Genomic DNA, 25,155 nt, shown 5'->3' with positions numbered 1-25,155 from the left:
GGGACTTTGGATGCGTATCTATCTGGTCGTGATGGACGAAACCGAGGAGGCGAAGCGGGCGCTGCGCTTTGCCAGCCTGCGCGCCTACAAGACCGGCGGGACCGTCCACATCCTGGCGCTGGTGCCGCAGCAGACCTTCAATGCCTTCGGCGGGGTACAGGCGACGATCGAGCAAGAAGCGCGCGACCGGGCGGAGGTGATGGCCAACTCCGCGGCGGGGAATATCTTCGGCGAGATGGGCAAGATGCCGACCATCGCCGTGCGCCCCGGTCCACCCGCCGACGTCATCCGGAAATATATCGAGGAGCACGGCAATATCGCCGCCTTGGTGCTGGCGACGAGCGCGGAGGGCAATTCCGGCCCGCTCGTCAACCACTTTGCGGCGACAGCGGGCAATCTGCCCTGCCCGCTCTACCTGATCCCCGGCGGCATCTCGAAAGACGAGCTGGACGCGCTGGCCTGACCGCTCAGGTTAGGGTGCCGCGCGTCGGGTAATCGTTCTCGATCGTGAAGCTGAGGCCGCTAAGCAGGTCGTCGAGATCGGGCCGCGTGAAGGGCGCGTTCTGGACCACGGCCAGGTGCAGCGTCCCGTCGGGCTTCACCAGGAACAGGCCGGGCTCGGAAAACATGTCCGGCTCCTCGCTGCCATCGCGCTTTTCGCTGATATAGAGGCCCCATTCGCGGGCCTTTTCTTCGGTGAGCGAGTGGGCGATCGGGAGGTCGTGGGTTTCCCACTCCTCATGCGCAACGGCGGCGCGATCGGGGTTGTCCATGCTGACCGAGAACACGTTGATGCCCTTGCCGGTAAAGTCGGACAGTCGCCCGCCGAGCTCGGTCAGGTACTTCTTGCAGATCGGGCAATGCTTGCCGCGATAGAACACCAGCATGGTGTAGTTCTCGGGCTCCTGCTTCGAGAGTTCGAAGCGCGCGTCGATGGTCAGCGGCAGGTCGAGATCGGGCACTTTCTGGCCGGGGATAAGCTGGGGCATGATGTCTCCTTTAGAGCATCAATGACCCCTGCCCCGGCCCGTTCCGAAGCTACTTCTTGCGGCCCTGATGCCGGATGTTGCCCGGCCGCCCCCGCTTGCCCTGATCGTGCTTCTGGCGGGGTGCGCCCTTGCCTTTCTTAGGGCCGTTCTTGGGAGCCCCCTTGCGCTGGTGCGAGCGCTTTTTCAGCTCGGCGCGGTTGCCGCGACTTTCGACACCTTGCCCGTCGCTGTCGGGCACTTCGAACTTGAGCGCGCCGGTCAGCGCATTGGCCTCGGCCAGCTTGAGCTTGAGGCGGTCGCCGACGGCATATTCGGTGCCGCTCTTTTCGCCGACCAGCTTCTGCGCCTTCTCGTCGTAAGTGAAATATTCGCGGCCCAGCGTGCTGACGGGGACCAACCCGTCGCCGCCAAGCTTGTCGATCGTGGCGAAGAAGCCGAAGCCCTGCACCCCGGTGATGCGCGTGTCGAAGGTTTCGCCGACGCGGCCCGATAGCCATGCGGCGACATAACGGTCGATCGTATCGCGTTCCGCCTCCATTGCGCGCCTCTCGGTCTGGCTGATGGCGTCGGTGATCTGGCCGAGCGCGGTCTTGTCGCGATCGGAGAGGCCCGAGCCTTCCCGCAGATCCAGCTTCGGCTTCGGTTTCGGCTGTTCGAGCTTGTAGGCATCTACCAACGCGCGGTGGACCAGCAGGTCGGCGTAGCGGCGGATCGGCGAGGTGAAGTGCGCATAGCTGCCAAGTGCCAGGCCGAAGTGCCCCGCATTGGCCGGACCGTAATACGCCTGCGTCTGGCTGCGCAGCACCGCTTCCATGATGAGCGCCTTTTCCGCCGGATCGGAAATGTCCTTCAACATGCGATTGAAGAGGCCCGGGGTGATGACCTGGCCCATGGCGAACTTGCGGCCCTGGCTGGCAAGATATTCCTTGAACGCGAGCAGCTTCTCACGGCTCGGCGTCTCGTGGACCCGGTAGACGACCGGCGCGTTCTTCGCCTCCAGCGCCTTGGCCGCAGCAACATTGGCGGCGATCATGAAATCTTCGACCACGCGGTGCGCATCGAGCCGTTCGCGTACGGCGATTTCCTCAATCACGCCCTCATCGTTCAGCTTGACCTGCCGCTCGGGCAGATCGAGGTCGAGCGGGTCGCGCGCCTCGCGTGCCTTGTAGAGCAGCTCCCATGCGCCCCACAGGTTCGTTAAGTACTCCGGCGCATCGCCGGCATCTATGGCCGTCTGCGCGTCCTCGTAAGCGATGTTCTTCGCCAGCCGCACGATGGCGCGAGTGAAGCGCCAATCGGTCACCTTGCCCTCGGGCGAGATGCGGATGTGGCAAGCCATGGCCGCACGGTCGACATCCTGTTTCAGGCTGCAAACGTCGGCGCTCAACACCTCGGGCAGCATCGGCACGACGCGGTCGGGGAAATATACCGAATTGCCGCGCTTCCTCGCCTCGCGGTCGAGCTTGCTGCCCGGGCGCACATAATAGCTGACGTCGGCGATCGCGATGATGGCGCGATAGCCGCCCTTGCCGTCGGGCTCGGCCCAGATGGCGTCGTCGTGGTCGCGCGCGTCGGCGGGGTCGATGGCGACGATAGGGACGTCGCGCAGGTCCTCGCGGTGATCCTCGCTGAGTGGAAGGTCGACCGCGCGCTCAGCCTCTTCGATGACTTCGCGCGGAAAGATGTGCGGGATGCCGTGCTTGGCGATGGCGATCAGGCTGAAGGCCTTGGGCGCCAGCGGATCGCCGACGACCTCGACCACTTTGACCTTGGAGCGCGGGGACTTGCCCATGCGCTCGGCCAGCACGAGCTCGCCGACCTCGGCCTCGCCGACATCGCCGATGGGCGATGAATCGCGGACCTTCTTGTCGACCGGCGCGAGCCAGTAATTGCCGCTGCCATCCTTCTCCACCACGCCCATCAGGCCTTCGGTGCGGGCGGGCAGCTTCTTGATCGGCGTCGCACGCCAGCCGCGTTCGGTTTCCTCGTTCCGCGCAAGAATGCGATCGCCGCGCTTGAACGCCGCCATCTTCTTGCTTTCCTTGACCATGAGGCGCGGCGGCTTTTCCTTGCTGTCCGGCGCCCAGTTTTCAGGCTCCGCAACCGGTTCACCGTCCTCAATCGCAACGATCTTCAGGATCGTGACCTTCGGCACGCCGCCCATGCGGTGATAGGCGGTGCGCTTGCCGTCGATCAGGCCTTCCTCGGCCATGTCCTTGAGGCGCTTCTTCAGCGCGATCTTCTCCTGCCCCTTTAGGCCGAATGCCTTGGCGATCTCCCGCTTGCCGGCAGGCGTCTCGGAGGTCTGGATGAATTCGAGTATCTGTTCGTTGCTCGGCAGGCCTTTCGGCTTCCGATGTTTGTTCTGTTTTGTCATGCGCGCCATATGGGGATGGGCTTACGCGGTTTCATCCTCTTCCACCGGCACCGGAGCAAATTGGCCTGCCGGAACAGCGCTGGAGACTGGGCTGCGCGATCCGTCGGCACCGGTGGCGCTGACGCCGAAAATCCAGTCGTCGCCGCGCACGCCTTCCAGCCGCGCATTGGTCACGACGATATTCTCGATCACCGGCTCCTCGCGCCAATAGGCTTCATCGGTGCGGCGCTGCCATACGGTATAGCCGACCGCTCCCGGGACTTCGCTCCAGGCGATGTCGGTGTAGGTCTGTACGGCGGCTTCCGCGGTGGAGGCCGGTGGCGCAGGGGTTCGAGCCAGCTTGTCGAGTGCGCGAATGTTGAACTGCGTCACCTTGGCGAGATAGGCGAAGTCCATCTCGTCCGCCGTGTCGCCATAAACGGTTCCGTCTTCGGTCCGCAGGTCCTGGTGCTGATGCTCGTAATCCTCGACCGCCACGGCGATGCGGATGGCAGGGAAGCCCTTCTCCATGAACGGGATCTGGTCCCCGCCGCGCCCCATGCGGTCGACCCGCCAGATCTGGCGCACGTCGAGCCCGCCCTCGGTCTCGTCGGCGACATTGTCGAGCCAGCGCGAGAGGTTGCGGCTCGGGCTGTCGTTCTCTCCACCCTCGCGGCGCTGGGCGGCGCGGACGGCGTCGGTCAGATCCGCGCGCGGGCCTTCGGAGAACACGCGGACGTGGTCGGGGTCGCAATAGCCATCGCTGCCGCAGCTATTGCCGACCACATCGTTGTTGAGCACGGCTTTGACCTGCCAGCCCTGCTCCGCGGCGTAGTCTGCCATCAGCCGCCCGCCGTAGAGCCCCTGCTCCTCGCCCGAGAGCAGCGCATAGACGATGGTCACCGGATAGCTGTTCTTGGTGAGCTGCCGCGCAGCCTCCAGGACCAACACCGTGCCGGAGCCGTCGTCATTGGCGCCGGGCGCATCGCTTTCCCAATCCATTGCGTCGGTGACGCGGCTGTCGATATGGGCCTGCACGATGACGACCTCGTTCGGCCGCTCGGTCCCGCGCTGGATCGCGACGGCATTTCGAATGCGGGTCGGGCGCGGCAAGCGGCGGCCCTCTTCGATGCGTTCGGGCGCAACCATCGTCAGGCAGCCCCCGCAGCTCTCCGAGATGCGACCGAATTCGGCCAGCCCCCAGTCGACTGCTGCGCCGATGCCGCGCGTGGGATTGTCCTGTTCGGACAGGGTATGGCGGGTGCCGAAGCCGACTAGCGTGTCGATGTCTGCGCGCAGGCGTTTTTGCGAGACGTCGGCTGCCGGATCGGCCTCCTGTGCTGCGAGCGGTGTGGTGGCAAGGAGGGCGGCGATAAGGGCGAACTTTCTCATGACCGAAGCTCTCGGCCAAACCCGCCGTCAAATCAAGCTAGTAAGCCTTCGCCAGCAGGACGCGCTCGACAGCCGGTTCGCCGGTGAAGATGCACGCGCCATCGACCGGCGCGACGTCCAGCGGCACATTGCGGATCGTCAGCTTATGCTCCTTGAGCCGCTCGACCACCTTTTCCAGCGCTTCTCCGGTCGGCTTGGACCATTGGACTTCGACCCAGCCGGGATATTTCGACGCTGCGAAATGCTGCTCGACATCCGCGAAACCGGTCACGCCACGCGTAATGTTCTCATCGCGCCTCTCGCCGGCCGCCGTCAGCAGGGATGCCTGCATGTCGGCGAGAATGTCCGGCACTGTTTGACCGGCGACCTCGCGCGTCGGGGTCTGGAATGCGGGCTTGCCGCTATCCGCGTCCCACAGGCGGTCGCGGCGCAGCAGGCTGACGACGCCATTGTCCATGTCGCGGCCGCCGACCTCGATAATCACCGGTGCGCCCTTGCGGACATAGTCCCAACGCTTGGCCGCGGCCTTGCCGGGCCGGGTGTCGAGCAGGACCCGCAGCGGCTCGCCCAGCACGTGCTGACTGGCGAGCGTTGCGCGCAGGGCCTCGCAATAGTCGATCAGCGCTTCGTCTTCGGGCTTGTCGCGCAGCATCGGCAGGATGACGACCTGCTGGGGCGCGATCTTCGGGGGCAGGCACAGCCCGTCGTCATCGCCATGCGTCATGATGACGCCGCCGACCATGCGCGTCGAAACGCCCCAGCTGGTGGTGTGGCAAAGGCTTTCGCCGCCTTCCCTGTTCTGGAACTTGATGCCGGAGGCCTGCGAGAAATTGGTGCCGAGATAGTGGCTGGTGCCCGCCTGCAAGGCTTTGCCGTCCTGCATCATCGCCTCGATCGACCAGGTCTCGACCGCACCGGGGAAACGCTCGTTCTCGGGCTTTTCTCCCGCCACGACGGCAAGAGCGAGATCCTCGTCGGCGAAGGCCCGATAAACTTCGAGCATCCGCAGCGTGTGCTCTTTCGCCTCGGCTTCGTCCGCATGGGCCGTATGGCCTTCCTGCCAGAGGAACTCGCTGGTGCGCAGGAACATGCGAGTGCGCATCTCCCAGCGTACGACATTGGCCCACTGGTTGAGCTTGAGCGGCAGGTCACGCCAGCTCTGCACCCAGCGCGCCATCGCATCGCCGATGATGGTTTCGGACGTCGGACGCACGACCAGCGGCTCTTCCAGCTTGGCTTCGGGATCGGGGATCAGCCCTCCGTCCTTGCCTGCGATCAGGCGATGGTGCGTGACGACAGCCATCTCCTTGGCGAACCCTTCGACATGCTCCGCCTCGCGCTCGAAATTCGAGAGCGGAATGAAGATCGGGAAATAGGCATTTTCGTGCCCGGTCGCCTTGATCCGGTCGTCGAGCAGGCGCTGCATGCGCTCCCAGATGCCGTAGCCCCAGGGGCGGATGACCATGCATCCGCGAACGCCAGATTCCTCGGCCATTTCGGCGGCGGAAATGACTTCCTGATACCAGGCTGCGAAATCGTCGGCTCGCTTGGTGTTCAGGGCATGGCGGATATTCGACATTCTTGAAAAGCCTCGGTTTGCGACGGTTCCAGCCCCAGCTCCGTTCGTGCTGAGCCTGTCGAAGCACCGTCCTTCTTCCGGTGCGCCCTTAAAAGGAAGTGCGGCCCTTCGACAAGCTCAGGGCGAACGGAAAAATCAAAATCTTAAGCGGCAGCTTACTTGCTAAGCTCGTCCAGCTTCTTCTGCATGGCCGCCATCTGCTCGCGCATCTGGGCGAGTTCGTCGGTCTGCTCCGGTTTGACGTCCTTCGCGCCGGTCTTGCGGGTGCCCGGGATGAAGGCTTCCGCCGCATTCTGCATCATCTTGAAATTGGCTTCCGCCATCTTTGCGAGCGGGTTGGCCTCGATGCCCTTGGCGAAGGCCGCCTGCAGCTGTTCCCGGTTCTTCCGGAAGTTCGCCATGCTCGCTTCGAGATAGCTCGGCATCATCGACTGCATCGAATTGCCGTACATGCTGATGAGATCGCGCAGAAAGCTGACCGGCAGCATCTGCGTGCCATGGCTTTCTTCTTCGACGATGATCTGCGTCAGAATGGTGTGGGTGATGTCGTCCCCGCTCTTCGCATCGAGCACCTGGAAGTCGACGTTCTCGCGGACCATCTTCGCCAGGTCGTCGAGCGTGATATAGCTGCTGGTATCGGTGTTGTAGAGCCGCCGGTTGGCGTATTTCTTGATGATGATCGGCTCGCCGTCTGCGGTACGCTTGGCCATCCTAGCATGCTCCCCGGATTGTGCAGTGCGGAGGAAGGCTTAGCACGTGCAAAAACGGCAGCGCAACATGACGCAAAGGTCAACCGAAGCGGCGTCCCAGAACGGTCAACAATTCATACTGCGAAAGAGAGGTTTGCCGCGCAGCATCGGGCAGGTGATAGGGTAGCGAGACCCAGTCCCCCTCGCCGATCTCGGAAGCGCCAGTGAGGTCCAGCACGATCATATCCATGGACACCTTGCCGAGAATGGGAAGGCGCGTGCCGCTCTCTTCGAAATGCGCCCCGCACCAATTGCGCAGAATCCCGTCGGCATAGCCCAGCGAGACGACGCCGACACGCATCGTTGAAGGGGCCGTGAAGGTTGCGTTGTAGCCGACGCTTTCGCCCGCTCCGATCTGCCGGGTTTGGATTATCCTCGCTTGCGGATAGGCGACCTGCTGGATGACATCGGCGAGTTCCGGTCGCGGGATCCCGCCGTAAAGAGCAAGGCCGGGGCGCGTCAGATCGAATGAGAAGTCGCTTCCGAGCGCCACGCCCGCGCTGTTGGCCAAGGAGGTCTCGCGATGCAGAACCTTGTTCATGACCTCGCGAAATGCGCCGAGTTGGGCCGGGTTCTTGTCGCTGTCCTCATCGGCACAGGCGAGATGGCTCATCAGGACTTCGATCGACAAGGCCTGAATGGCAGGGTCGCTTGTCTCGCCGGGCGAGATGCCGAGGCGATTGATGCCCGTATCCACCATCAGATGGCACGGGCCGCCGCCGCCCTCGGTCCAGATCTGCGCTTGGCGGAGGCTGTCGATGACAGGCCGTACTCCGGTGGCTCTGGCGTAGTCTGCCTCCACGGCAGAGCTGACGCCGTGCAGCACCGAAAGTTGCTCGGCAGGTACATGTTCCAGAACCGCGGGGACCTCGGACCAATGCGCCACGAAGAAATCCCGGCACCCCGAATCGCGCAAGACCGGTACGCAGGTATCGACGGAGAGCCCGTAGCAATCCGCTTTCACCGCCGCACCTGCCCGCGCCGGACCTGAAAGACGGTTGAGCGCGCGCCAGTTCTGCGCGAGCGCGTCCTTGTCGATATGCAGCCTTAGGGTGGGCGGAGGCGGTTCAGCCATGCGCGTCTGCGAAGTCCTTCGGCGGGCCGTCGGGAATGCCCCACCACGCGACCAGCAGGCCGAATGCGACAACTGCAATCGTGTACCAAAGGCCGGAATAGGCGTTACCCGTCATGGCCACGATATAGCCTGCGATCAGCGGCAGGAACCCGCCGAGATAGCCCGCGCCGATGTGATAGGGGATGGACATCGAACTATAGCGAATCTTGGCTGGAAACATCTCGCACAGCAGCGCCGCGACCGAGCCGTAGGTCAGGGCGGACAACATGCCGAGAACCAGCAGAAGTGCGATGATTCCGATGATGCTCGTCAATGGCGGGGTCTGCCGCTCGAAATTGTAGCCCTGCTCTTCCAGCCATCCCTGAATCGTCGCCCGGCGATCGCTGTCGCCGACCCCGGCGTACTGATAGGGCTGCGAACCGATCGCGACCGATTGGGCAGAGCCCGCGCCGATGTCGTAGGGCACCCCGAGCGCCGTGAGATCCTGCAATACGCGGCCGCAGCTGCTCGCCTGGACTTCGGCGAAGGGATCGTAGTCGCATGCTTCGCCCGTCACCACGACCGGCGCAGCCTCCGCGCTGGCATTCAGGCCCGGATTGGCGAGAGCACCGATGCCCCAGAACACCGGGAACAGCAGGACCAACGAAAGGGCGGCCCCGATTATGATCGGTTTCTTGCGCCCCACCCTGTCGGACCATTTGCCCACCACGAGGTAGAACGCCATCGATATCGAACCGGCGATCAGCAGCATCCATTCGACGACATTCTCGTCTACGCGCATCGGGCCACGCAGGAACGACAGGCCGGAAAAGAAGGCCGTGTACCAGATCGTTGTCAGGACGCCGGTAATGCCGAACAGAGCCACGAAAATGCGCTTGCCGTTGCCGGGATAGATCAGGCTTTCCTTGAACGGATTGGCGGAGGTCTCGCCGGCCTCTTTCATCGCCTGGAACACCGGGCTTTCGGACAGCTTCAATCGCATCCAGAGCGAAAGGCCGAGGAGGACGATCGATAGCAGGAACGGTATGCGCCAGCCCCAGGCCGCGAAATCGTCTGCCGGGATGAACGCGCGGCAGGCGATGACCACGATGATCGAGAGCACGAAGCCGCCGACCACGCTGGCCTGGATGAAACTGGTGTAGAAGCCGCGTTTTTCCGGCGGGGCATGTTCTGCGACGTAGATCGCCGCGCCGCCATATTCGCCGCCCAGCGCAAGGCCTTGCAGGATGCGCAGGCCAATCACGATGATTGGCGCGACGATGCCGATGCTTGCCGCGCTGGGGATCAGGCCGACGCCGGCTGTCGCCACGCCCATCACCGTGACGGTCACGAGGAACGTGTATTTGCGCCCCAGCCTGTCGCCGAGGAAGCCAAAAAGAATTGCGCCAAGCGGTCGGAAGCCGAAGCCGACGGCAAAGCCAGCCCACACGAGCAGGATTTCGAGGGTCTCGTTATCGCTGGGAAAGAAGGCCGCACCGATAAGCGCCGCGAGTGTGCCGTAGATGAAGAAATCGTACCATTCGAAGATGGTCCCCGCCGAACTCGCTGCGATCACGAGGCGGATTTCCTTGTCGGTCGGTTCCCTTTGCAATGCGGTCGTGCCCCCGGACATGCGTCGCTCCCCAATTGCCCTTTAGCGCTGTTTGCCCGGGTTTAGCGGGCGGCTGTTTCCTTGGAAAGCGCGTCCAGCGCAGCTCTCCACGGCAAGAGGATCGCTTCGTGACGGCCTTGATGCGGCAGGGCCGGTTCGAGCATGCCGAGGCGCGGCCAGTCCGGCAGCTCGCCCCCAGACGACAACCACGCGGCGATGCTCCGCTCCGCTTCCTCCAGGTCTGCGAAGTTCCTGCCGACTGCGTCGCTCGCAAAGATCGCCGCGGCTGCCTGGCCGACCGCGCAGGCACTCACCTTCATACCGATATTGGATATCGCGCCAGCGCCATCGATTGCGCAACCGATCGCCAGCGTGCTTCCGCAGGTGCGCGAACGCACTTCACCAGAATGCGGCGCATGAGGATCGAGAGGAATATCCGCCAGCTCGACCGCGAGAGCCAGCAGTTGCGGGGAGTAAAGCGTAGTCCGCCCTGGCGCCGTCATTCGGCTTCGGCGGCCTCTTCGCCGCGAAGGCGAGCGCGCCTCTCTGCCAGAACGTCGGACAAAGACCGTGAGCCGGCATCGACGAGCTCGTAGCTACGAGCGGTCGTGATCCATGCCGGGCGACCCTTGTAGCCCCAGATGTCGTCGTAGCCGAGCACCAGCAGGGAGAAAGCGACCACGGCGATTACGATGCCCTTGATCGCCCCGAAGCCGAAGCCCAGCACGCGGTCGATCGGTCCGAGGACCGTGCCGCTGGATGCGGAACTGGCATTGCTGGCGATGACCTTCATCGCCGCATAGGGAATCAGCAGCAGGATGGTGAAAGTCAGCAGCGTGGTCGTGATGCCCGACCCAAGGTAGTCCTGCATGAACAGCGTCAAGGGTGTGTGGAGCTGCTTGATTGCAAACACCGCAAGCACCCACGCCGCGAGCGAGAAAAATTCCTGCACGAAACCGCGCATGAAACCGCCGACCGCCGCAATGCCGACGATGAACAGCACTATTAAATCGAAACCCGTCATGACGGGGAGCAGAATTATGCGCTGCCAATCACCCGGTCAACGAGATTGGCGAGTTGTCCCAAACCCTTGTAATCGAGTGTGGCATCCTTGCCTTTCGTATCGACCGGCCCGAAGCCTCGCTCGAAACCGAGTTTCGCTGCCTCACGCAGGCGCAAGCCACCATGCGCGACGGCACGAATTTCCCCGGCAAGCGAGACTTCGCCGAGCCAGACGCTGCGATCCGGCAAAGGCTTGTCGGCCAACGCGCTTATCAGCGCTGCTGCCACGGCAAGGTCTGCCGCCGGGTCGGACAGGCGATAGCCGCCCGCCACATTGAGATAGACTTCCGCCGAGCTGAAATTGAGCCCGCAGCGCGATTCGAGCACCGCGAGCAACATGGCGAGGCGCCCGCTGTCCCAACCGACGACCGCGCGGCGCGGCGTTGCGCCCGATTGCAGCCGCACTATCAGCGCCTGGATTTCCAGCAGCACCGGACGCGTCCCTTCGATGGCCGGAAACACCGCGCTGCCCGCCATCGGCTCGTCCCGCCCCGAAAGGAACAGCATCGAAGGATTGGCAACCTCCTCCAGCCCCTCACCCGCCATCGAGAACACGCCGATCTCGTCCACCGCGCCGAAGCGGTTCTTGAGCGCGCGCAGGATGCGGTACTGGTGGCTGCGCTCGCCCTCGAAGCTCATCACCACATCGACCATGTGTTCGAGCACGCGCGGCCCGGCGATATTGCCGTCCTTGGTGACGTGGCCCACCAGCACCAGCGCAACATCGTTTTCCTTGGCGTAGCGGATCAGCTCGAACGCGCAGCCACGCACCTGGCTGACCGTACCCGGAGCGCCCTCGATCGTATCCGAATGCATCGTCTGGATGGAATCTATCACGAGGAAGCTCGGCGCTTCCATCTGACCCAGCGTGGTCAGGATATCGCGCACACCGGTTGCCGCAGCGAGCTTGACCGGCGCGTCGGACAGTCCGAGGCGCGCGGCGCGCATGCGGACTTGCCCGGTCGCCTCCTCGCCGCTGACGTAGACGACGCCGTGCCCCTCGCGCGCGATCTTTCCCGCGGCCTGCAGCAGGAGGGTCGATTTGCCGATCCCGGGATCGCCGCCCATCAAGATCGCCGAACCGGGGACCAGCCCGCCGCCCAACGCACGGTCGAACTCCGCCAGACCGGTCGGTTGGCGTGTCGGCATCGCACCCGGCTTGTCGAGATCGACGAACTCGACCGCCCTGCCCCCGCTGGACAGGTCGTGCTTCAGCGAGAAGACCGTCGCCGGCGCGTCCTCGGTCAACGTGTTCCACTCGGCGCAATCGGCACATTGGCCCTGCCAGCGGTGGGAGACACTGCCACAGGCTTGGCAGACATAGCGTTTCTTGGGCTTTGCCATGGTCGCTTGCTAACCGGAACATTTGCGGAACGCAATTGCCATCTGCGATGTAGCCGTGCAAACCGGACGCGATGCGCCAGAAAGAATTACGAATAGCGCTGGTCTGTTATGGCGGGGTGAGCCTGGCGGTCTACATGCACGGCGTCACGCGCGAATTGTGGCAGCTTGCCCGGGCAAGCCGCGATTTTCATAGCGAGAATGCACCGCGCAACGGCGTCGATGCGGTCTATCGCCGCCTGTTCGAGCAGATGGAGGAGCGCCATGACCTTCGTCTGCGGGTGCTGCCCGATATCATGAGCGGCGCGAGTGCGGGCGGGATCAATGCCGTGTTTTTGGCGCAGGCGATCTATTCCGGCCAGTCGCTGGAACCGTTGACCGATTTGTGGCTGGAAGTGGCCGATGTCGACGAGCTGGTCGATCCCGAGGCCAAGCCAAACTGGCGACTCTCAAAGATCTGGGCCCAGCCCTTCGCCAATTGGCTGCTCAGCAGACCGGGAAGCGATATTGCGGACACGGTCGCACCGGAGACTCGGCGGGAGGTAGAGCGCAAGGTATCGCACCTGATCCGCGGTCGCTGGTTCGAACCGCCGTTTTCGGGACTGGGCTTTTCCCGGCTGCTGGAGCGGGCTTTTGCGGCCATGGAGCACACGCGCGCCGAAGCGCCATTGCTCCCGCCGGGGCACCCGCTCGATCTCTATGTCACGGCGACCGATTTTCACGGTCACATGGAGCTGCTCCATCTCAACAGTCCACCAGTGGTCGAAGATACCGAGCACCGCATGCCGATTTCCTTCCGCGAGAAGACGCCGAAGCACGGAGGCGAGGGGCTGGCCAATCCACTCGAACTTGTGTTCGCGGCGCGGGCCACCGCCAGTTTCCCCGGCGCTTTTCCACCGCTACGCCTCGACGAAATGGACGCGCTATCGGATGCAAGCGGGAGGAGCTGGACGGGGCGGGACGCCTTCCTCGAACGAATCATGCCGGTGCATGTGATGCGCGAAACCACCGATCACGTTTCCCTGATCGACGGGTCGGTGCTGGTCAACAAGCCCTTCGCCGGCGCGATCGGTGCGCTGCGAGGCCGTCCGGCCCAGCGCGAGGTGGACCGCCGGTTCATCTACGTTGACCCGCGGCCCGACAGGTTCGGCAAACCCGATGGCGGGAAACACCAGCCGGTCGGGTTCTTCTCTGCCATCTTCGGCTCGCTCTCCACCATCCCGCGTGAACAACCCATCCGCGACAATCTGGAGCAGCTCGAGGACCAGACGCGCGAGGCGGAGCGGATCGGACGGATCGTCTCTTCGCTCCGGCCCGAAGTCGATGCAGCCGTCGAGAAGCTGTTCGGTCGCACGCTTTTCCTGAACCGCCCCACCCCGGCGCGGCTCGGCAATTGGCGACGCAAGGCTCAGCAGGCGGCAGTGGAGCAGGCGGGATACGCGTTCCATTCCTACGCGCAGGCAAAGCTTAGCGGGATTGTGCAAAGGCTGGCCCGCCTCACGATGGCTGCCGCACCGGGCCTGGCGTTGAACGATACCGGACCGATCGAGGCGGTTCTGCGAGCCGAATTGCACCGGCGCGGGCTCGACATGTTGTCTTTGCCCGGAGGCGGGGCGACGCCGCAAGCCATCGCCTTCTTCCGCGAGCACGATATCGGTTTCCGCATCCGCCGCCTGCGCCTGCTTGCCCGCAGGTTGGCTCGTGACTGGGAAGCCGATCCGGAGATTCCCGACGAGGCGCTGCAGCAAGCCCGGGACACTGTCTATGCGATCTTATCCCTGTATTTCGAGAAGGAAGGCACCGCCGCACTCGGGCCGGCCTTCGAAGGCGTCGCCGAGCAGGTGCTGGCCGATCCCGGCACGCTGCTGGACATGCTCGATGCCAAACGGCTGTTGCCGGAGATCGACGATCGGGCGGAGGTAATGCTGGCCGAGGCGCTGGAGCAAATGCCGAAGAACCTTCGGCGGCGCATGCTCTTCGCCTACCTCGGCTTTCCCTTCTACGACACGGCCACTCTAGCCCTGTCGCGCAACGAGGGTTTGACCGAATTCGATGTTGTGAAAGTCGACCGGATCAGTCCGGACGATGCGCGCAGTATTCGCGAAGGTGGTACGCAAGCGACCTTGCGCGGCATCGAGTTCTACAATTTCGGAGCATTCTTCAGCCGAGCTTATCGCGAGAACGATTACCTTTGGGGCCGTCTGCACGGAGCAGAGCGGATGATAGACATCGTCAGCTCCACCATGCCCGAGCCCCTGCCCGACGGGGCTTGCCGCGAATACAAGCGCGACGCTTTCCACGCGATCCTCGACGAGGAGCTTGTCGCCGGGCGCTGCTCGGTCAGGCTGATCGACCAGCTCCGCCGTGAAGTGAGCGAGCGCCTGCCCTAGGGGCAGTGCGTTAGTCGCGCGCTTCGAGGCTGCGGTATATTGCCCCTGCGAATCCGTCGGCATCGATGAACCCTTCACCGCGGTCGAACTGGGAGAGCGGTCGCGACTTCACGACCTGCTCGTAATTCATACCCTCATCCTTAAGCGCGCGGACCCGATCGACCGCCTGCCCGATCATTGTGCGATAGGCGACCAATTCGGACTTGTTCGACACCGGACCATGTCCGGGGATGACCACCGTCTGGTCGTCGATCATGCGGATCACCGCATCGAGCGAGTTCATCGCGTCGATCACGTTACCGCCCGACGTCGTATCGATGAACGGGAAACCGGGGATATTGAAATAGAGGTCGCCCATGTGAACAACATTGGCGCCGTGCCACATGACCACGCTGTCACCATCGGTATGGCCGCCGCCGACGAACATCACATCCGTGCGATAGCCGTTCAGATGCATGGTGACGCCCTGTCCGTAAGTCACGACAGGCAAGGCTGCCTTGGCCGCAGGCGCGATCGGATTATCGCCCTCTCGCCCGTCGGCGAGGCGGGTGCGGACATTGTGATGGGCGAAGATGAGCGCGCCCTTCTCGCCGAGGTTCTCGTTCCCGCCCGTGTGGTCGCCATGCCAATGCGTGTTGATCACATAGTCGACCGGCTGCGCGCCGAGCGCTGCGATCGCCGCCTCGATCTTTGCGGTCAGCGGGGCAAACTGGTCGTCGATCAGGACCGTGCCGTCCTCGCCGTAGCTCACGCCGATATTGCCGCCCGCGCCGAACAGCACGGCGATACCGGGTGCGACTTCCTCGGCGGTGATCTCGACCTCGTCGAAATTGCGCTGGGCGGACAAAGGCGCAGCCAGCAGCGCGATGGCACCGGCAGCGAATGCGAACGATTTGGTCATGGCAGTCTCCCTCGGGGCTTTGGTAGAGCCAGCCGAGAGAGCTGTCGAGCTAGCCGCCGAGCGCGGTTTTCAGCTTGTCGAAGAAGCCGCGGCTTTCAGGGCATTCGTCGCCGGTCTCGGTCTCGCGGAATTCCTCGAGCAGCGCCCGCTGTTCCTTGCTGAGCTTCGTAGGCGTTTCGACGGCGATCTCGATCACCAGGTCGCCGCGCCCGCGGCCCTGCAACACCGGCATGCCCGCGCCGCGCTGGCGCAGCTGCTTGCCGGACTGGATGCCTGCCGGAATTTCAATCGTCACCTCGTCACCATCGATGTTCGGAATCTCGATCGAACCGCCGAGCGCGGCCTTGGTGAAGCTGATCGGGACGCGGGTGGCGAGCGTGGTGCCTTCGCGCTGAAAGATCTGGTGCGGCTTCACATGGACGAAGATGTAAAGATCGCCTGGAGGCGCACCGCGCGGGCCTGCTTCGCCCTTGCCCGACAGGCGGATGCGCGTGCCGGTGTCAACGCCGGGCGGAATGTCCACTTCGAGCTTTTGCACCCGGTCGACCCGCCCTTCCCCGCGGCAATCGCGGCAAGGCGACGTGATGACCTGTCCGCTGCCGTGGCAGTTTGGGCATGGCCGCTCGACCACGAAGAAGCCCTGTTTGGCGCGGACCTGCCCGCGGCCGTTGCACAGGTTGCAGGTCCGCGCCTGCGTACCGGGCGTGGCGCCAGAACCGTGGCAGGTGTCGCAATTCTGCGAGACTTCGATTTCCAGTTCGGTCGATATGCCATGGAAGGCGTCTTCGAGATCGACCTGCATGTCGTAGCGCAAGTCCGCCCCGCGCCGTGCCTGCGCGCGACCGCCGCCACCGAAGGCGCTGCCGAAAATCGTCTCGAAAATATCGCCGATGTCACCAAAATCCGCGCCGGGATGCCCGCCGCCCGGTCCGCCGTTCTGGAAGGCAGCATGGCCGAAGCGGTCGTAAGCCGCGCGCTTCTGCGGATCCTTGAGGCAGTCGTAAGCGGCGCTGACCGCCTTGAACTTCGCCTCGCTCTCGGTGCAGCCCGGATTGCGATCCGGGTGGTGCTTCATCGCGAGCTTGCGATAAGCGCTCTTAATCGTCGCGCCGTCCGCATCGCGGGACACGCCCAGCAATTCATAAAAATCGATTTCAGTCGCTGACATTGTTTTCCCTACCCAAAATCATACCGCCACCGGAGCGTGTGAGCACCGGTGGCGGGTCGATTTTCATCAGCGATCAGTTCTTCGATTCTTCGTCGACTTCCGAGAATTCGGCGTCGACCACCTCTTCCTCGTCCGAGCCGGCGTCTGCGGCTGCGTCGCCTTCCGGAGCAGCCGAGGCATTCGCCTGTTCCTGCTCGTAGATCGACTGGCCCATCTTCATGGCAGCCTGCGTCAGTTCCTCGGCTGCCGAGTTGATGGCGGCCGGATCGTCGCCCTCGAGCGCGGTCTTGGTCGCAGCAAGCTTTGCCTCGACGTCGGACTTGAGCGACGCGTCGATCTTATCGCCATGTTCCTCGAGCTGCTTTTCGGTCGTGTGCACCAGGCTGTCGGCCTGGTTGCGCGCTTCCGCGCTCTCGCGGCGCTTCTTGTCCTCTTCGGCGAACTTCTCGGCATCCTGGACCATCTGGTCGATGTCGGAGTCCGACAGACCGCCCGAGGCTTGGATGCGGATTTGCTGTTCCTTGCCCGTGCCCTTGTCCTTGGCGGACACGTTAACGATGCCGTTGGCGTCGATGTCGAACGTCACCTCGATCTGCGGCACGCCGCGCGGCGCGGCAGGAATGCCGACAAGGTCGAACTGGCCGAGCAGCTTGTTGTCTGCCGCCATCTCGCGCTCACCCTGGAACACGCGGATCGTCACGGCCTGCTGATTGTCCTCGGCCGTCGAGTAGGTCTGCGTCTTCTTGGTCGGGATCGTGGTGTTGCGGTCGATCATGCGGGTAAACACGCCGCCGAGCGTCTCGATACCGAGCGACAGCGGGGTCACGTCGAGCAGCAGCACGTCCTTGACGTCGCCCTGAAGAACGCCGGCCTGGATGGCTGCACCCATGGCCACGACTTCATCGGGGTTCACGCCGGTGTGCGGCTTCTTGCCGAAGAACTCTTCCACGACTTCGCGAACCTTGGGCATGCGGGTCATGCCACCGACGAGGACAACTTCGTCCACGCCGCCCTTGTCGATGCCGGCATCGGCCAGCGCCTTCTTACAGGGCTCCAGCGTGCGCTTGATCAGGTCGCCGACCAGCTGCTCCAGCTTCGAACGCGTGAGCGTTTCGACGAGATGCAGCGGGGTGGTCGCGCCGCCTTCCATGCGCGCGGTGATGAAGGGCAGATTGATTTCGGTCTGGGCCGAGCTCGACAGCTCGATCTTAGCCTTTTCGGCCGCTTCCTTGAGACGCTGAAGAGCGAGCTTGTCGGTCTTCAGATCCATGTTTTCCTTCTTCTTGAACTCTTCCGCGAGGTACTCGACAATCGCACTGTCGAAGTCCTCACCGCCCAGGAAGGTGTCGCCATTGGTCGACTTCACTTCGAACACGCCGTCGCCGATCTCGAGGATCGAGACGTCGAAGGTGCCGCCGCCGAGGTCGTAAACGGCGATGGTCTTACCGTCTTCCTTGTCCATGCCATAAGCCAGCGCAGCCGCAGTCGGCTCGTTGATGATGCGCAGCACTTCCAAGCCGGCGATCTGGCCGGCGTCCTTGGTTGCCTGGCGCTGGGCGTCGTTGAAGTAGGCCGGGACGGTGATGACCGCCTGCTTCACGTCTTCGCCGAGATAGCTTTCGGCGGTTTCTTTCATCTTCTGCAGGATGAAGGCGGAAACCTGGCTGGGCGAATATTCCTCGCCGCCCGCTTCGACCCACGCATCGCCGTTCTTGCCCTTGACGATGTCATAGGGGACGAGGTCCATATCCTTCTTGGTGGTCGGATCGTCGAACCGGCGGCCGATGAGGCGCTTGATCGCGAACAGCGTGTTGTCGGGATTGGTCACTGCCTGGCGTTTGGCCGGCTGGCCGATCAGGCGTTCGCCATCCTTAGTGAAGGCGACGATCGAAGGCGTCGTGCGTGCGCCTTCCGAATTCTCGATGACCTTGGGCTTGCCGCCGTCCATCACGGCGACGCAGGAGTTGGTGGTGCCGAGGTCGATACCGATTACTTTAGCCATGGTTTCCCCATCAATTGCTTCGTTGGACACCGCTCTGTCGGTTCCCCGCTACGGGCGGAACCACTCGGCGGCTCGTTCGAGTGGTGGTGTGTTAGGTGTGTTACGCACGGGATATAGGAGCGGTTTTGCTTGGCACAAGGGACCCGCGCGGCTAGTTTTCGAAGCTTGTTGCACACGGAGGCCAATCCATGAATGTCGCGCGTTTCGCCCCATATGCTGTTGCCGTCGCAGCCTTTTCGGTCGCTGCCTGCTCCGACGGAGGAGACGCCTCGCAGGCCGCGGCAGAGGCGAACCCGACGAGGCTCGAAGTGAGCGATGCGCGGCTCGTTTTGCCGGCCGTATCCGGCAATCCCGGAGCGATCTATTTCGAAGTGACCAACGTCGGCGAGCGCAATGTCGCCATCCGCAGCGCATCTGTGGAAGGGGCCAGCAGCGCCCAGATCCATGATACGACGGAGTGGAGCGGTGAGATGGTCATGGGCGAGATGGGTCCGCTGACGCTGAATGCCGGCGACAGCGCGAGTTTCGAACCGGGCGGCAAGCATGTGATGGCTTTCGACCTCGACCCCGCACTCGAGGCCGGCGGCACGACTGCGATGACGCTAACGGTTGCAGGCGGCAAGAGCATGACCACCGATGTCGAGATCGTCGCTGCCGGGGATGATCGCTGAGCGGACCCACCGATACACTCGGCCTGGAAAGCCATGCGGATGAAAGCGCTGCATCTTGTCCCGCCGGGGGCGAGCGATCACTCACTCCCGGCGAAGTCGCCCTCGCGCGGACCGTGTTCGGCAACGCCATCGATTACAACCGGGTCACGATCAAGCGTCGCAAGTGGTTTCCGTTCCAGCCGCGCCGGGTCACCATGGCCCCGCGCGGCCATCTTCACTTCCATCCGCATAGCAAAGCCTATTGCGACGATTTCAGCACGGCGAGCCTGACACGGCAGGGCCTGTTCATTCACGAACTGGTCCACGTCTGGCAGGTCCAGGCCAAGGGCCGCTGGTATCTCGTCACGCGGCGGATGCCCTGGGCGCGTTACGACTATGCACTGAAGCCCGGATGGGGGCTGGAGCGGTACGGGATCGAGCAGCAGGCCGAAATCGTGAAACACGCCTTCTGGCTGAGGAACGGTATGCGGGTTGCAGGCGCACCCGATGTCTCGGCCTACGATCTGCTCGTCAGGTTTCGCGGAGCGACGCCCCGCTGACCGCATGAGAGGGGCCACCCGTCTATAGCGACAAGCGACCCCCTAACCGGTTCGAGATGTGTTCCTACCAGTAACGTGCGTAGCGATCGTCGTAGCGGCAGTCGTCGTCCACATAGCGGCCATCGCCGTAGTAGCCATCGCAGCGGTCGTTCTTGTCGGTGGCGTAACCTACCACACCGCCGATGGCCGCTCCGGCGAGCGCGTAGGTCTTGATGTCCTCACCGAGGATTGCGCCTAACCCGGCACCTGCTGCGGCACCGGCGGCAGCACCTTCCACGCCGTAGTTCTGCGCGCATGCGCCCAGCGAAAGGGTCGATAGTGCCAGCGCCGGCGCGAGCATGAGCTTCGTTTTCATGAGTGTTCTCCGTCTTGCATCCCTGTTGGACACACTACGGAAAGGCACGCCGCATGTTCCGGATCAGTCGTAGTTTACGCCGGGCAGCCCCTGACCGCCATCGGCGATGAAGGCGTCGATCCGCTCTTCCAGGACGGGCAGCGGGACCGAGCCAAGTGCCAGCACGACGTCGTGGAACTTGCGGATATCGAAGTTCTCGCCAAGCTCCGATTCTGCCTTGGCGCGCACGCGGCGGATGGTCATCTCGCCGAGTTTGTAGGCCAGTGCCTGACCCGGCCAGCTGATGTAGCGATCGACCTCGGTGCCGACCTCGTGCTCCGACAGCGCCGTGCGCGACGCAAGGTATTCCATGGCGCGCTCCCGGCTCCAGCCGTAGTGATGGATGCCGGTGTCGATCACCAGCCGCACCGCGCGCCACATCTGGTAGCTGAGCTGGCCGAAACGTTCGTAGGGTGTGCGGTAGATGCCCATCTCGTTGCCGAGATATTCGGTATAGAGGCCCCATCCTTCGCCGAAGCCTGAGAAATAGGTTTGGCGACGGAAGCGCGGTGCCGCGTCCCGCTCCAGCGCGATCGCTGCCTGGAACGAATGGCCGGGGGCACATTCGTGCATGGTCAGCGCCGGGATGTTGTAGACCGGACGCGAAGGCAGGTCGTAGGTATTGATCTGACAGAACTCTAGCCCGCCCCTGCCCGCGGTGTAGAACGGGGCGATGGCCGGTTCGACCGGGCGGATGCCATGGCGGTAACGCGGCAGGAAGCCGAAATACTCGCCCAGCCGGTCGTCGACCCGCTTGGCCGTATAGGCCGCGACACCCATCAGCTCGTCAGGCGTGTCGGCCACGAACTGGGGATCGGTGCGGAGGAAGGTGACGAATTCCGGCAGCGTTCCCTCGAAGCCGGCCTCCGCCTTCACCGTCTCCATCTGCGCGGTAATGCGCGCCACTTCCTCGAGGCCGATCCGGTGGATTTCCTCGGCACTCAGGTCGAGCGTCGTGTACTCCTTGATCTGTTGCGCATAATAGGCCGCTCCCTCGGGAAATTCGCGCGCCCCGAGCGTAGTGCGCGTGTTCGGCAGATACTCGTCGCGAAAGAAGGACAGCAGGTCGCCATAGGCGGGCGTTACCGCGCCTGCGATGGCGGCCCGGCCTTCGGCCAGCAGACGCTCGCGGTCTTCGGTGGAAAAGCGCTCGGGCATTTGCGCGAAGGCACCCCAAAACGGGCTTTCCCCGGGATCATCGACGACATAGGCCGTCAGCGAACGGTCACGCCCCTCGAGGGTGACGCGCGGCACACTGAACCCGCGAGCCAGCCCCGCGCGGGCATTGGCGGTGTGCTCGGCGAAAAAGCGCGGGATGTCGCGCATCCGGCCGATGTAGCGTTCATACTCCTCGACTGTCGCGAACCCACGCGATGCGGCGAGATAACTCCAGAAGTTGTTGTCGCTGTCGAAGGGCATTTCCCATTCGCGAAAGCGCGCATCGCCAATCTCGGTTTCGAGCAGGTGGCGGAATACCGCCGCGTCGATACGCCCTGCATCGCTGAACTGCGACTCGTCCAACGCTTCGAGCCGGGCCAGCATTGCTTCTGCATATTCGGCTCGCGCCAGCTGCGCTTCGGGCGTGACCGACGCCAGGCTGCTGCCGGGCGACGTAGCGCCCGTGTCCGACACGATGCGCCCTGCATCTTCGATCCGCTGGTCATACCATTGCTCGGTCAGTGCCGAGAGGCGATCACCGGTGGTTTCCTGCGCAATGGCAGGCAACGAGAAGGCCGAGGCGACGAGGACCGCCGCTCCGAAGATTGCAGTCCTCATCGTGTCATTTCCTCAAGTTTGAAGATCAGTCCGGCTTCTTCGCCACGCCGACCATCGCCGGGCGCAGTAGGCGGTCCCTGATCATGTAACCGGCCTGCATTTCCTGCACGATCGTGCCGGGTTCGGCTTCGTCGGTCGGCACTTCCATCATCGCCTGGTGCTGGTTCGGGTCGAGCGGCATGCCGGTCGATGCGATGCGCGTGATGCCGTTCTGGGTGAAGACCTTTTCCAGTTCGCGCTGGGTTGCTTCGATCCCGGCGATAAAGTGCTTCGACTTCTCGTTCTCGCGCAGTTCTTCGGGAATGTGGTCGAGCGCGCGAGCGAGATTGTCGGACACGCTCAGGATGTCGCGCGCGAAGCCGGTCGCGGCGTAATTGCGGGCGTCCTGCACTTCCTTTTCGAGGCGACGGCGCACGTTCTGCGTGTCGGCGCGCGCATAGAGCACGTCCTGCATCGCGGCTTCGAGATCCGCTTTCAGCTTGGCAAGCGCCTCGTCCAGCGGGTTTTCGTCGCTCGCTTCGTCCGCCTCGCCGTCATCGCGCATGTGTTCGGGCACGCCTTCCATCTCGCGCGCCAATTCTTCATCGACCGCTTTGTCCTGCGGTTCGTTCCTGTTCTCTTCGGTCACTGGTAAACCCTGTCAGCCTATGCGTTTGCCCAAGGATCGGGCCGTAAAATCCACCATGGGGACGACTCGCGCGTAATTCAACCGGGTCGGGCCAATCACGCCCAGCACGCCGACGACCTTGCCCTCGCGGTCGCGATAGGGCGAGGCGATGACGGACGAGCCGGACAGAGAGAACAGCCGGTTCTCGCTCCCGATGAAAATGCGCATGGCCTCGGCACGGCGGGCCCGTTCGAGCAGGGCGGACACCGACTGCTTGCTTTCGAGGTCGTCGAGCAGCGAGCGCACCCGTTCGATATCGGACAGCGCGCTGTCGTCGAGCAAGTTTGCCTGACCGCGCACGATTAGCACCGGCCGATGGCTCGCATCCTCGCTCCATGTCGCGAGTCCCCGTTGCACGAGATCGCGACTAGCCTCGTCGAGCGCGGACTTGCCTGAAACGATCTCTGCCTCAACCAGCTTTGCCGCCTCGGCCAAAGTGCGGCCCGATGTTCGCACGGTTAGGTAGTTGCTCGCCTGTTCGAGCGAGGTGCCCAGCGCCTCGGCCGGAAGCGCCAGCACGCGATTTTCTATGTGGCCATCCTCACCCACCAGCACCGCGAGGACGCGATTAGCGTCGAGCGCGGTCAGCGAAACCTGCGCCAGCCTCGGCTCGCGCGTCGGGACCATTACCATGCCTGCCGCGCCGGATAAGTCGGACAGGAGAGCGGAGGTTTCCTCCAGCGCCCGCTCGATCGGGCCCGGCTCGCCGAGGCGCTGTTCGATGGCGGCACGCTCTTCCCGCGTCGGTTCTGCGACCTGCATCATCGCATCGACGAATAGGCGCAGACCGGTCTCGGTCGGCATGCGTCCGGCGCTGGTATGCGGGGCTGCCAGCAATCCGCGCTGCTCCAGCTCCGCTAGCACCGAGCGGATGGAAGCCGGCGAAAGGTTCAGTCCGCCATCGGAAGCGAGCGCCTTCGATCCGACTGGTTGCCCGCTATCGAGATAGCCTTCGACCACAAGGCGGAAGATATCCCGCGCGCGGTCGGACAGGTCGGTGAGCGGCGGCGAATTCATGTTGGACAGGTAGGAAGTTTGGCGGACAAACTCAATTTCCGTTCGCCCTGAGCTTGTCGAAGGGCAGCAATTTCTTCTAGCGCAGCGCCAGAAACGAAGAACGACCCTTCCACAGGCTCAGGGTGAGCGGGTCAGGGGTGACAGGAGATTTTCATGCGACCTTCAGGACGCGCGCCGGACGAAATGCGCGCCATCACTATCGAGACCGGCTACACCAAGCATGCCGAAGGCAGCTGCCTGATCAGCTTCGGCGAAACGCGGGTGCTATGCACCGCCAGCGTCGAAGAGCGTATCCCGCCGTGGCTGCGCGGCAAGGGCGAAGGCTGGGTGACAGGCGAATACTCGATGCTCCCGCGCGCCACCCACACCCGCGGCCAACGCGAGGCGGCCAAGGGCAAGCAGAGCGGGCGGACACAGGAAATCCAGCGACTTATCGGCCGTTCCTTGCGCGCCGTGGTCGATCACAAGAAGCTCGGTGAGCGGCAGATCACGCTGGATTGCGATGTGATCCAGGCGGATGGCGGCACGCGGACGGCCTCGATCTCGGGCGCTTGGGTGGCGTTGCGGCTCGCAGTCGATGGGCTGATGAAGTCGGGCGCAATCACGCAGGATCCCATCACCGCAAAGGTCGCGGCAATTTCCTGCGGCGTCTATCAAGGCACGCCGGTGCTCGACCTCGATTACCCCGAGGACAGCAATGCCGACGCGGACGCCAACTTCGTCCTGATTGAAGGGGGCAAGATCGCCGAAGCGCAGGCCACCGCAGAGGGCGCACCTTACGATGAAGAGGCTTTCCTGCGCCTCCTGCGACTTGCCCAGATGGGCTGTGCACAGATATTCAAGGCCCAGGACGAGGCGACGCGCAAATGACCCGCCGCCTCGGTTCCGGCAGCCTCGTGATTGCGACGCACAATGCGGGCAAGCTCAAGGAGATATCCGCGCTGCTAGAACCGCACGGTGTCAAATGTCTCTCGGCAGGCTCGCTCGGCCTGCCCGAGCCTGCCGAAACCGGCACTACGTTCGTGCAGAATGCGCTGATCAAGGCGCGGGCCTCGGCGGAGGCATCAGGACTTGCCGCGCTGGCCGACGACAGCGGCCTCTCGGTCGATGCGCTGGATGGCCGTCCGGGCGTTTACACGGCGGACTGGGCCGAGCGGCAGTGGTTCGAAGGCGATCCAGGCCGCGACTGGTATATGGCTATGGGCAAGGTCGAAGGGATGCTGCAGGAAAGGGGCATCGATGCGCCTCGCTCCTGCGCTTTCCATTGCGTCCTGGCCCTCGCCTGGCCCGACGGCGAGTACGCTGTCTACGAAGGCAAAGCGCCGGGCACCCTGACTTGGCCTCCGCGAGGGACCATGGGCTTCGGCTACGACCCCGTCTTCGTGCCGATCGGGCGCGAAGAGACCTTCGCCGAGCTCGATCCTGACGAGAAGCACGTCATCAGCCACCGGGCCGATGCGTTCGCAAAACTGGTAGCCGAGCAGTTCGGTTGAAAA

The 25,155-nt window shown here is 63.7% G+C and carries 23 protein-coding genes; 6 read left to right on the top strand and 17 right to left on the bottom strand.

Going from position 1 to position 25,155, the window contains the following annotated elements:
* Window positions 1-10 precede the first annotated feature (10 nt).
* Window positions 11-463: a universal stress protein gene (locus tag ACSH0F_RS05980; RefSeq protein ID WP_305932575.1), complete on the top strand. Its 453-nt coding sequence runs from the start codon at window positions 11-13 to the stop codon at window positions 461-463.
* A gap of 4 nt (window positions 464-467) precedes the next feature.
* On the opposite strand, the gene ACSH0F_RS05975 is transcribed toward ACSH0F_RS05980, so the two are convergent.
* From ACSH0F_RS05975 to radA, 10 genes are all read right to left on the bottom strand, one after another.
* Window positions 468-989, bottom strand: a complete 522-nt coding sequence (locus ACSH0F_RS05975) for a peroxiredoxin-like family protein (RefSeq protein ID WP_435200906.1) — start codon at window positions 987-989, stop codon at window positions 468-470.
* A 49-nt stretch (window positions 990-1,038) separates the two neighbouring features.
* Window positions 1,039-3,375 carry a ribonuclease R gene (rnr, locus tag ACSH0F_RS05970; protein WP_435200904.1) on the bottom strand — a complete coding sequence of 779 codons (2,337 nt, stop codon included), beginning with the start codon at window positions 3,373-3,375 and terminating at the stop codon, window positions 1,039-1,041.
* Between the two features lie 12 nt (window positions 3,376-3,387).
* A complete protein-coding gene (locus ACSH0F_RS05965) occupies window positions 3,388-4,737 on the bottom strand; it encodes a M20/M25/M40 family metallo-hydrolase (protein ID WP_435200902.1) in 1,350 nt (449 codons plus the stop codon).
* A 37-nt stretch (window positions 4,738-4,774) separates the two neighbouring features.
* Entirely contained in the window at window positions 4,775-6,316 is a 1,542-nt protein-coding gene (proS, locus tag ACSH0F_RS05960) for a proline--tRNA ligase (protein WP_435200900.1), read from the bottom strand.
* 155 nt (window positions 6,317-6,471) lie between these two features.
* A complete protein-coding gene (gene phaR / locus ACSH0F_RS05955) occupies window positions 6,472-7,026 on the bottom strand; it encodes a polyhydroxyalkanoate synthesis repressor PhaR (RefSeq protein ID WP_435200898.1) in 555 nt (184 codons plus the stop codon).
* Window positions 7,027-7,105: 79 nt separating this feature from the next.
* Window positions 7,106-8,140 (bottom strand): alanine racemase, encoded by a 1,035-nt coding sequence (locus ACSH0F_RS05950; protein ID WP_435200896.1) that lies wholly within the window; start codon window positions 8,138-8,140, stop codon window positions 7,106-7,108.
* Window positions 8,133-9,752 (bottom strand): MFS transporter, encoded by a 1,620-nt coding sequence (locus ACSH0F_RS05945; protein WP_435200894.1) that lies wholly within the window; start codon window positions 9,750-9,752, stop codon window positions 8,133-8,135. The genes ACSH0F_RS05950 and ACSH0F_RS05945 overlap by 8 nt, the downstream gene beginning before the upstream one ends.
* Before the next feature lie 41 nt (window positions 9,753-9,793).
* Entirely contained in the window at window positions 9,794-10,234 is a 441-nt protein-coding gene (locus tag ACSH0F_RS05940; RefSeq protein ID WP_435200892.1) for an iron-sulfur cluster assembly scaffold protein, read from the bottom strand.
* Window positions 10,231-10,755, bottom strand: a complete 525-nt coding sequence (locus tag ACSH0F_RS05935; protein ID WP_278328665.1) for a CvpA family protein — start codon at window positions 10,753-10,755, stop codon at window positions 10,231-10,233. Before ACSH0F_RS05935 ends, ACSH0F_RS05940 begins: the two co-directional genes overlap by 4 nt.
* 14 nt (window positions 10,756-10,769) lie before the next feature.
* The gene (radA, locus tag ACSH0F_RS05930) at window positions 10,770-12,137 is read right to left on the bottom strand and encodes a DNA repair protein RadA (RefSeq protein ID WP_435200889.1); all 1,368 of its coding nucleotides are present in this window, start codon (window positions 12,135-12,137) and stop codon (window positions 10,770-10,772) included.
* 71 nt (window positions 12,138-12,208) lie between these two features.
* Between radA and ACSH0F_RS05925 the strand changes: the two genes are divergently transcribed.
* Window positions 12,209-14,524, top strand: a complete 2,316-nt coding sequence (locus ACSH0F_RS05925; RefSeq protein ID WP_435200887.1) for a patatin-like protein — start codon at window positions 12,209-12,211, stop codon at window positions 14,522-14,524.
* A 10-nt stretch (window positions 14,525-14,534) separates the two neighbouring features.
* Here ACSH0F_RS05925 and ACSH0F_RS05920 read toward each other — a convergent pair whose 3' ends face one another.
* The 3 genes from ACSH0F_RS05920 to dnaK all read right to left on the bottom strand — a co-directional run bounded on the left by ACSH0F_RS05920 (window position 14,535) and on the right by dnaK (window position 18,595).
* On the bottom strand, window positions 14,535-15,425 hold the full coding sequence (locus ACSH0F_RS05920; protein WP_435200885.1) for an MBL fold metallo-hydrolase: 891 nt from the start codon (window positions 15,423-15,425) through the stop codon (window positions 14,535-14,537).
* 49 nt (window positions 15,426-15,474) lie between these two features.
* On the bottom strand, window positions 15,475-16,593 hold the full coding sequence (dnaJ, locus tag ACSH0F_RS05915; protein WP_435200883.1) for a molecular chaperone DnaJ: 1,119 nt from the start codon (window positions 16,591-16,593) through the stop codon (window positions 15,475-15,477).
* 73 nt (window positions 16,594-16,666) lie between these two features.
* A complete protein-coding gene (gene dnaK / locus ACSH0F_RS05910; protein ID WP_435200881.1) occupies window positions 16,667-18,595 on the bottom strand; it encodes a molecular chaperone DnaK in 1,929 nt (642 codons plus the stop codon).
* Between the two features lie 188 nt (window positions 18,596-18,783).
* On the opposite strand from dnaK, the gene ACSH0F_RS05905 reads away from it, so the two are divergent.
* Window positions 18,784-19,266, top strand: coding sequence for a copper chaperone PCu(A)C (locus ACSH0F_RS05905; RefSeq protein ID WP_435200879.1), 483 nt, complete (start codon window positions 18,784-18,786; stop codon window positions 19,264-19,266).
* Between the two features lie 113 nt (window positions 19,267-19,379).
* Complete coding sequence (locus tag ACSH0F_RS05900; protein WP_435200877.1) at window positions 19,380-19,805, top strand: vgr related protein; 426 nt, start codon at window positions 19,380-19,382, stop codon at window positions 19,803-19,805.
* 64 nt (window positions 19,806-19,869) lie between these two features.
* On the opposite strand, the gene ACSH0F_RS05895 is transcribed toward ACSH0F_RS05900, so the two are convergent.
* The 4 genes from ACSH0F_RS05895 to hrcA all read right to left on the bottom strand — a co-directional run bounded on the left by ACSH0F_RS05895 (window position 19,870) and on the right by hrcA (window position 23,659).
* Window positions 19,870-20,160, bottom strand: a complete 291-nt coding sequence (locus ACSH0F_RS05895; protein WP_278328672.1) for a YMGG-like glycine zipper-containing protein — start codon at window positions 20,158-20,160, stop codon at window positions 19,870-19,872.
* 63 nt (window positions 20,161-20,223) lie between these two features.
* Complete coding sequence (locus ACSH0F_RS05890; protein WP_435200875.1) at window positions 20,224-21,975, bottom strand: DUF885 domain-containing protein; 1,752 nt, start codon at window positions 21,973-21,975, stop codon at window positions 20,224-20,226.
* 25 nt (window positions 21,976-22,000) lie between these two features.
* Window positions 22,001-22,603, bottom strand: a complete 603-nt coding sequence (gene grpE, locus ACSH0F_RS05885; protein WP_435200873.1) for a nucleotide exchange factor GrpE — start codon at window positions 22,601-22,603, stop codon at window positions 22,001-22,003.
* Window positions 22,604-22,615: 12 nt separating this feature from the next.
* Complete coding sequence (gene hrcA / locus ACSH0F_RS05880) at window positions 22,616-23,659, bottom strand: heat-inducible transcriptional repressor HrcA (protein ID WP_435200871.1); 1,044 nt, start codon at window positions 23,657-23,659, stop codon at window positions 22,616-22,618.
* 153 nt (window positions 23,660-23,812) lie between these two features.
* Here hrcA and rph point away from each other — a divergent pair, with 153 nt between their 5' ends.
* Complete coding sequence (rph, locus tag ACSH0F_RS05875) at window positions 23,813-24,529, top strand: ribonuclease PH (protein WP_278328676.1); 717 nt, start codon at window positions 23,813-23,815, stop codon at window positions 24,527-24,529.
* Window positions 24,526-25,152 (top strand): RdgB/HAM1 family non-canonical purine NTP pyrophosphatase, encoded by a 627-nt coding sequence (gene rdgB / locus ACSH0F_RS05870; RefSeq protein WP_435200869.1) that lies wholly within the window; start codon window positions 24,526-24,528, stop codon window positions 25,150-25,152. Before rph ends, rdgB begins: the two co-directional genes overlap by 4 nt.
* Window positions 25,153-25,155 lie beyond the last annotated feature (3 nt).

The sequence above is a fragment of the Qipengyuania sp. 902 genome (assembly GCF_051195295.1).
Classification (GTDB): domain Bacteria; phylum Pseudomonadota; class Alphaproteobacteria; order Sphingomonadales; family Sphingomonadaceae; genus Qipengyuania.
This window is presented reverse-complemented; position numbering and strand designations above follow the sequence as displayed.

Bases quoted from the DNA above. Each gene is read 5' to 3' on its own strand.
- ACSH0F_RS05980 (WP_305932575.1), top strand. From the start codon at position 11: ATGCGTATCTATCTGGTCGTGATGGACGAAACCGAGGAGGCGAAGCGG.
- ACSH0F_RS05975 (WP_435200906.1), bottom strand. From the start codon at position 989: ATGCCCCAGCTTATCCCCGGCCAGAAAGTGCCCGATCTCGACCTGCCG.
- rnr (WP_435200904.1), bottom strand. From the start codon at position 3,375: ATGGCGCGCATGACAAAACAGAACAAACATCGGAAGCCGAAAGGCCTG.
- ACSH0F_RS05965 (WP_435200902.1), bottom strand. From the start codon at position 4,737: ATGAGAAAGTTCGCCCTTATCGCCGCCCTCCTTGCCACCACACCGCTC.
- proS (WP_435200900.1), bottom strand. From the start codon at position 6,316: ATGTCGAATATCCGCCATGCCCTGAACACCAAGCGAGCCGACGATTTC.
- phaR (WP_435200898.1), bottom strand. From the start codon at position 7,026: ATGGCCAAGCGTACCGCAGACGGCGAGCCGATCATCATCAAGAAATAC.
- ACSH0F_RS05950 (WP_435200896.1), bottom strand. From the start codon at position 8,140: ATGGCTGAACCGCCTCCGCCCACCCTAAGGCTGCATATCGACAAGGAC.
- ACSH0F_RS05945 (WP_435200894.1), bottom strand. From the start codon at position 9,752: ATGTCCGGGGGCACGACCGCATTGCAAAGGGAACCGACCGACAAGGAA.
- ACSH0F_RS05940 (WP_435200892.1), bottom strand. From the start codon at position 10,234: ATGACGGCGCCAGGGCGGACTACGCTTTACTCCCCGCAACTGCTGGCT.
- ACSH0F_RS05935 (WP_278328665.1), bottom strand. From the start codon at position 10,755: ATGACGGGTTTCGATTTAATAGTGCTGTTCATCGTCGGCATTGCGGCG.
- radA (WP_435200889.1), bottom strand. From the start codon at position 12,137: ATGGCAAAGCCCAAGAAACGCTATGTCTGCCAAGCCTGTGGCAGTGTC.
- ACSH0F_RS05925 (WP_435200887.1), top strand. From the start codon at position 12,209: ATGCGCCAGAAAGAATTACGAATAGCGCTGGTCTGTTATGGCGGGGTG.
- ACSH0F_RS05920 (WP_435200885.1), bottom strand. From the start codon at position 15,425: ATGACCAAATCGTTCGCATTCGCTGCCGGTGCCATCGCGCTGCTGGCT.
- dnaJ (WP_435200883.1), bottom strand. From the start codon at position 16,593: ATGTCAGCGACTGAAATCGATTTTTATGAATTGCTGGGCGTGTCCCGC.
- dnaK (WP_435200881.1), bottom strand. From the start codon at position 18,595: ATGGCTAAAGTAATCGGTATCGACCTCGGCACCACCAACTCCTGCGTC.
- ACSH0F_RS05905 (WP_435200879.1), top strand. From the start codon at position 18,784: ATGAATGTCGCGCGTTTCGCCCCATATGCTGTTGCCGTCGCAGCCTTT.
- ACSH0F_RS05895 (WP_278328672.1), bottom strand. From the start codon at position 20,160: ATGAAAACGAAGCTCATGCTCGCGCCGGCGCTGGCACTATCGACCCTT.
- ACSH0F_RS05890 (WP_435200875.1), bottom strand. From the start codon at position 21,975: ATGAGGACTGCAATCTTCGGAGCGGCGGTCCTCGTCGCCTCGGCCTTC.
- hrcA (WP_435200871.1), bottom strand. From the start codon at position 23,659: ATGAATTCGCCGCCGCTCACCGACCTGTCCGACCGCGCGCGGGATATC.
- rph (WP_278328676.1), top strand. From the start codon at position 23,813: ATGCGACCTTCAGGACGCGCGCCGGACGAAATGCGCGCCATCACTATC.
- rdgB (WP_435200869.1), top strand. From the start codon at position 24,526: ATGACCCGCCGCCTCGGTTCCGGCAGCCTCGTGATTGCGACGCACAAT.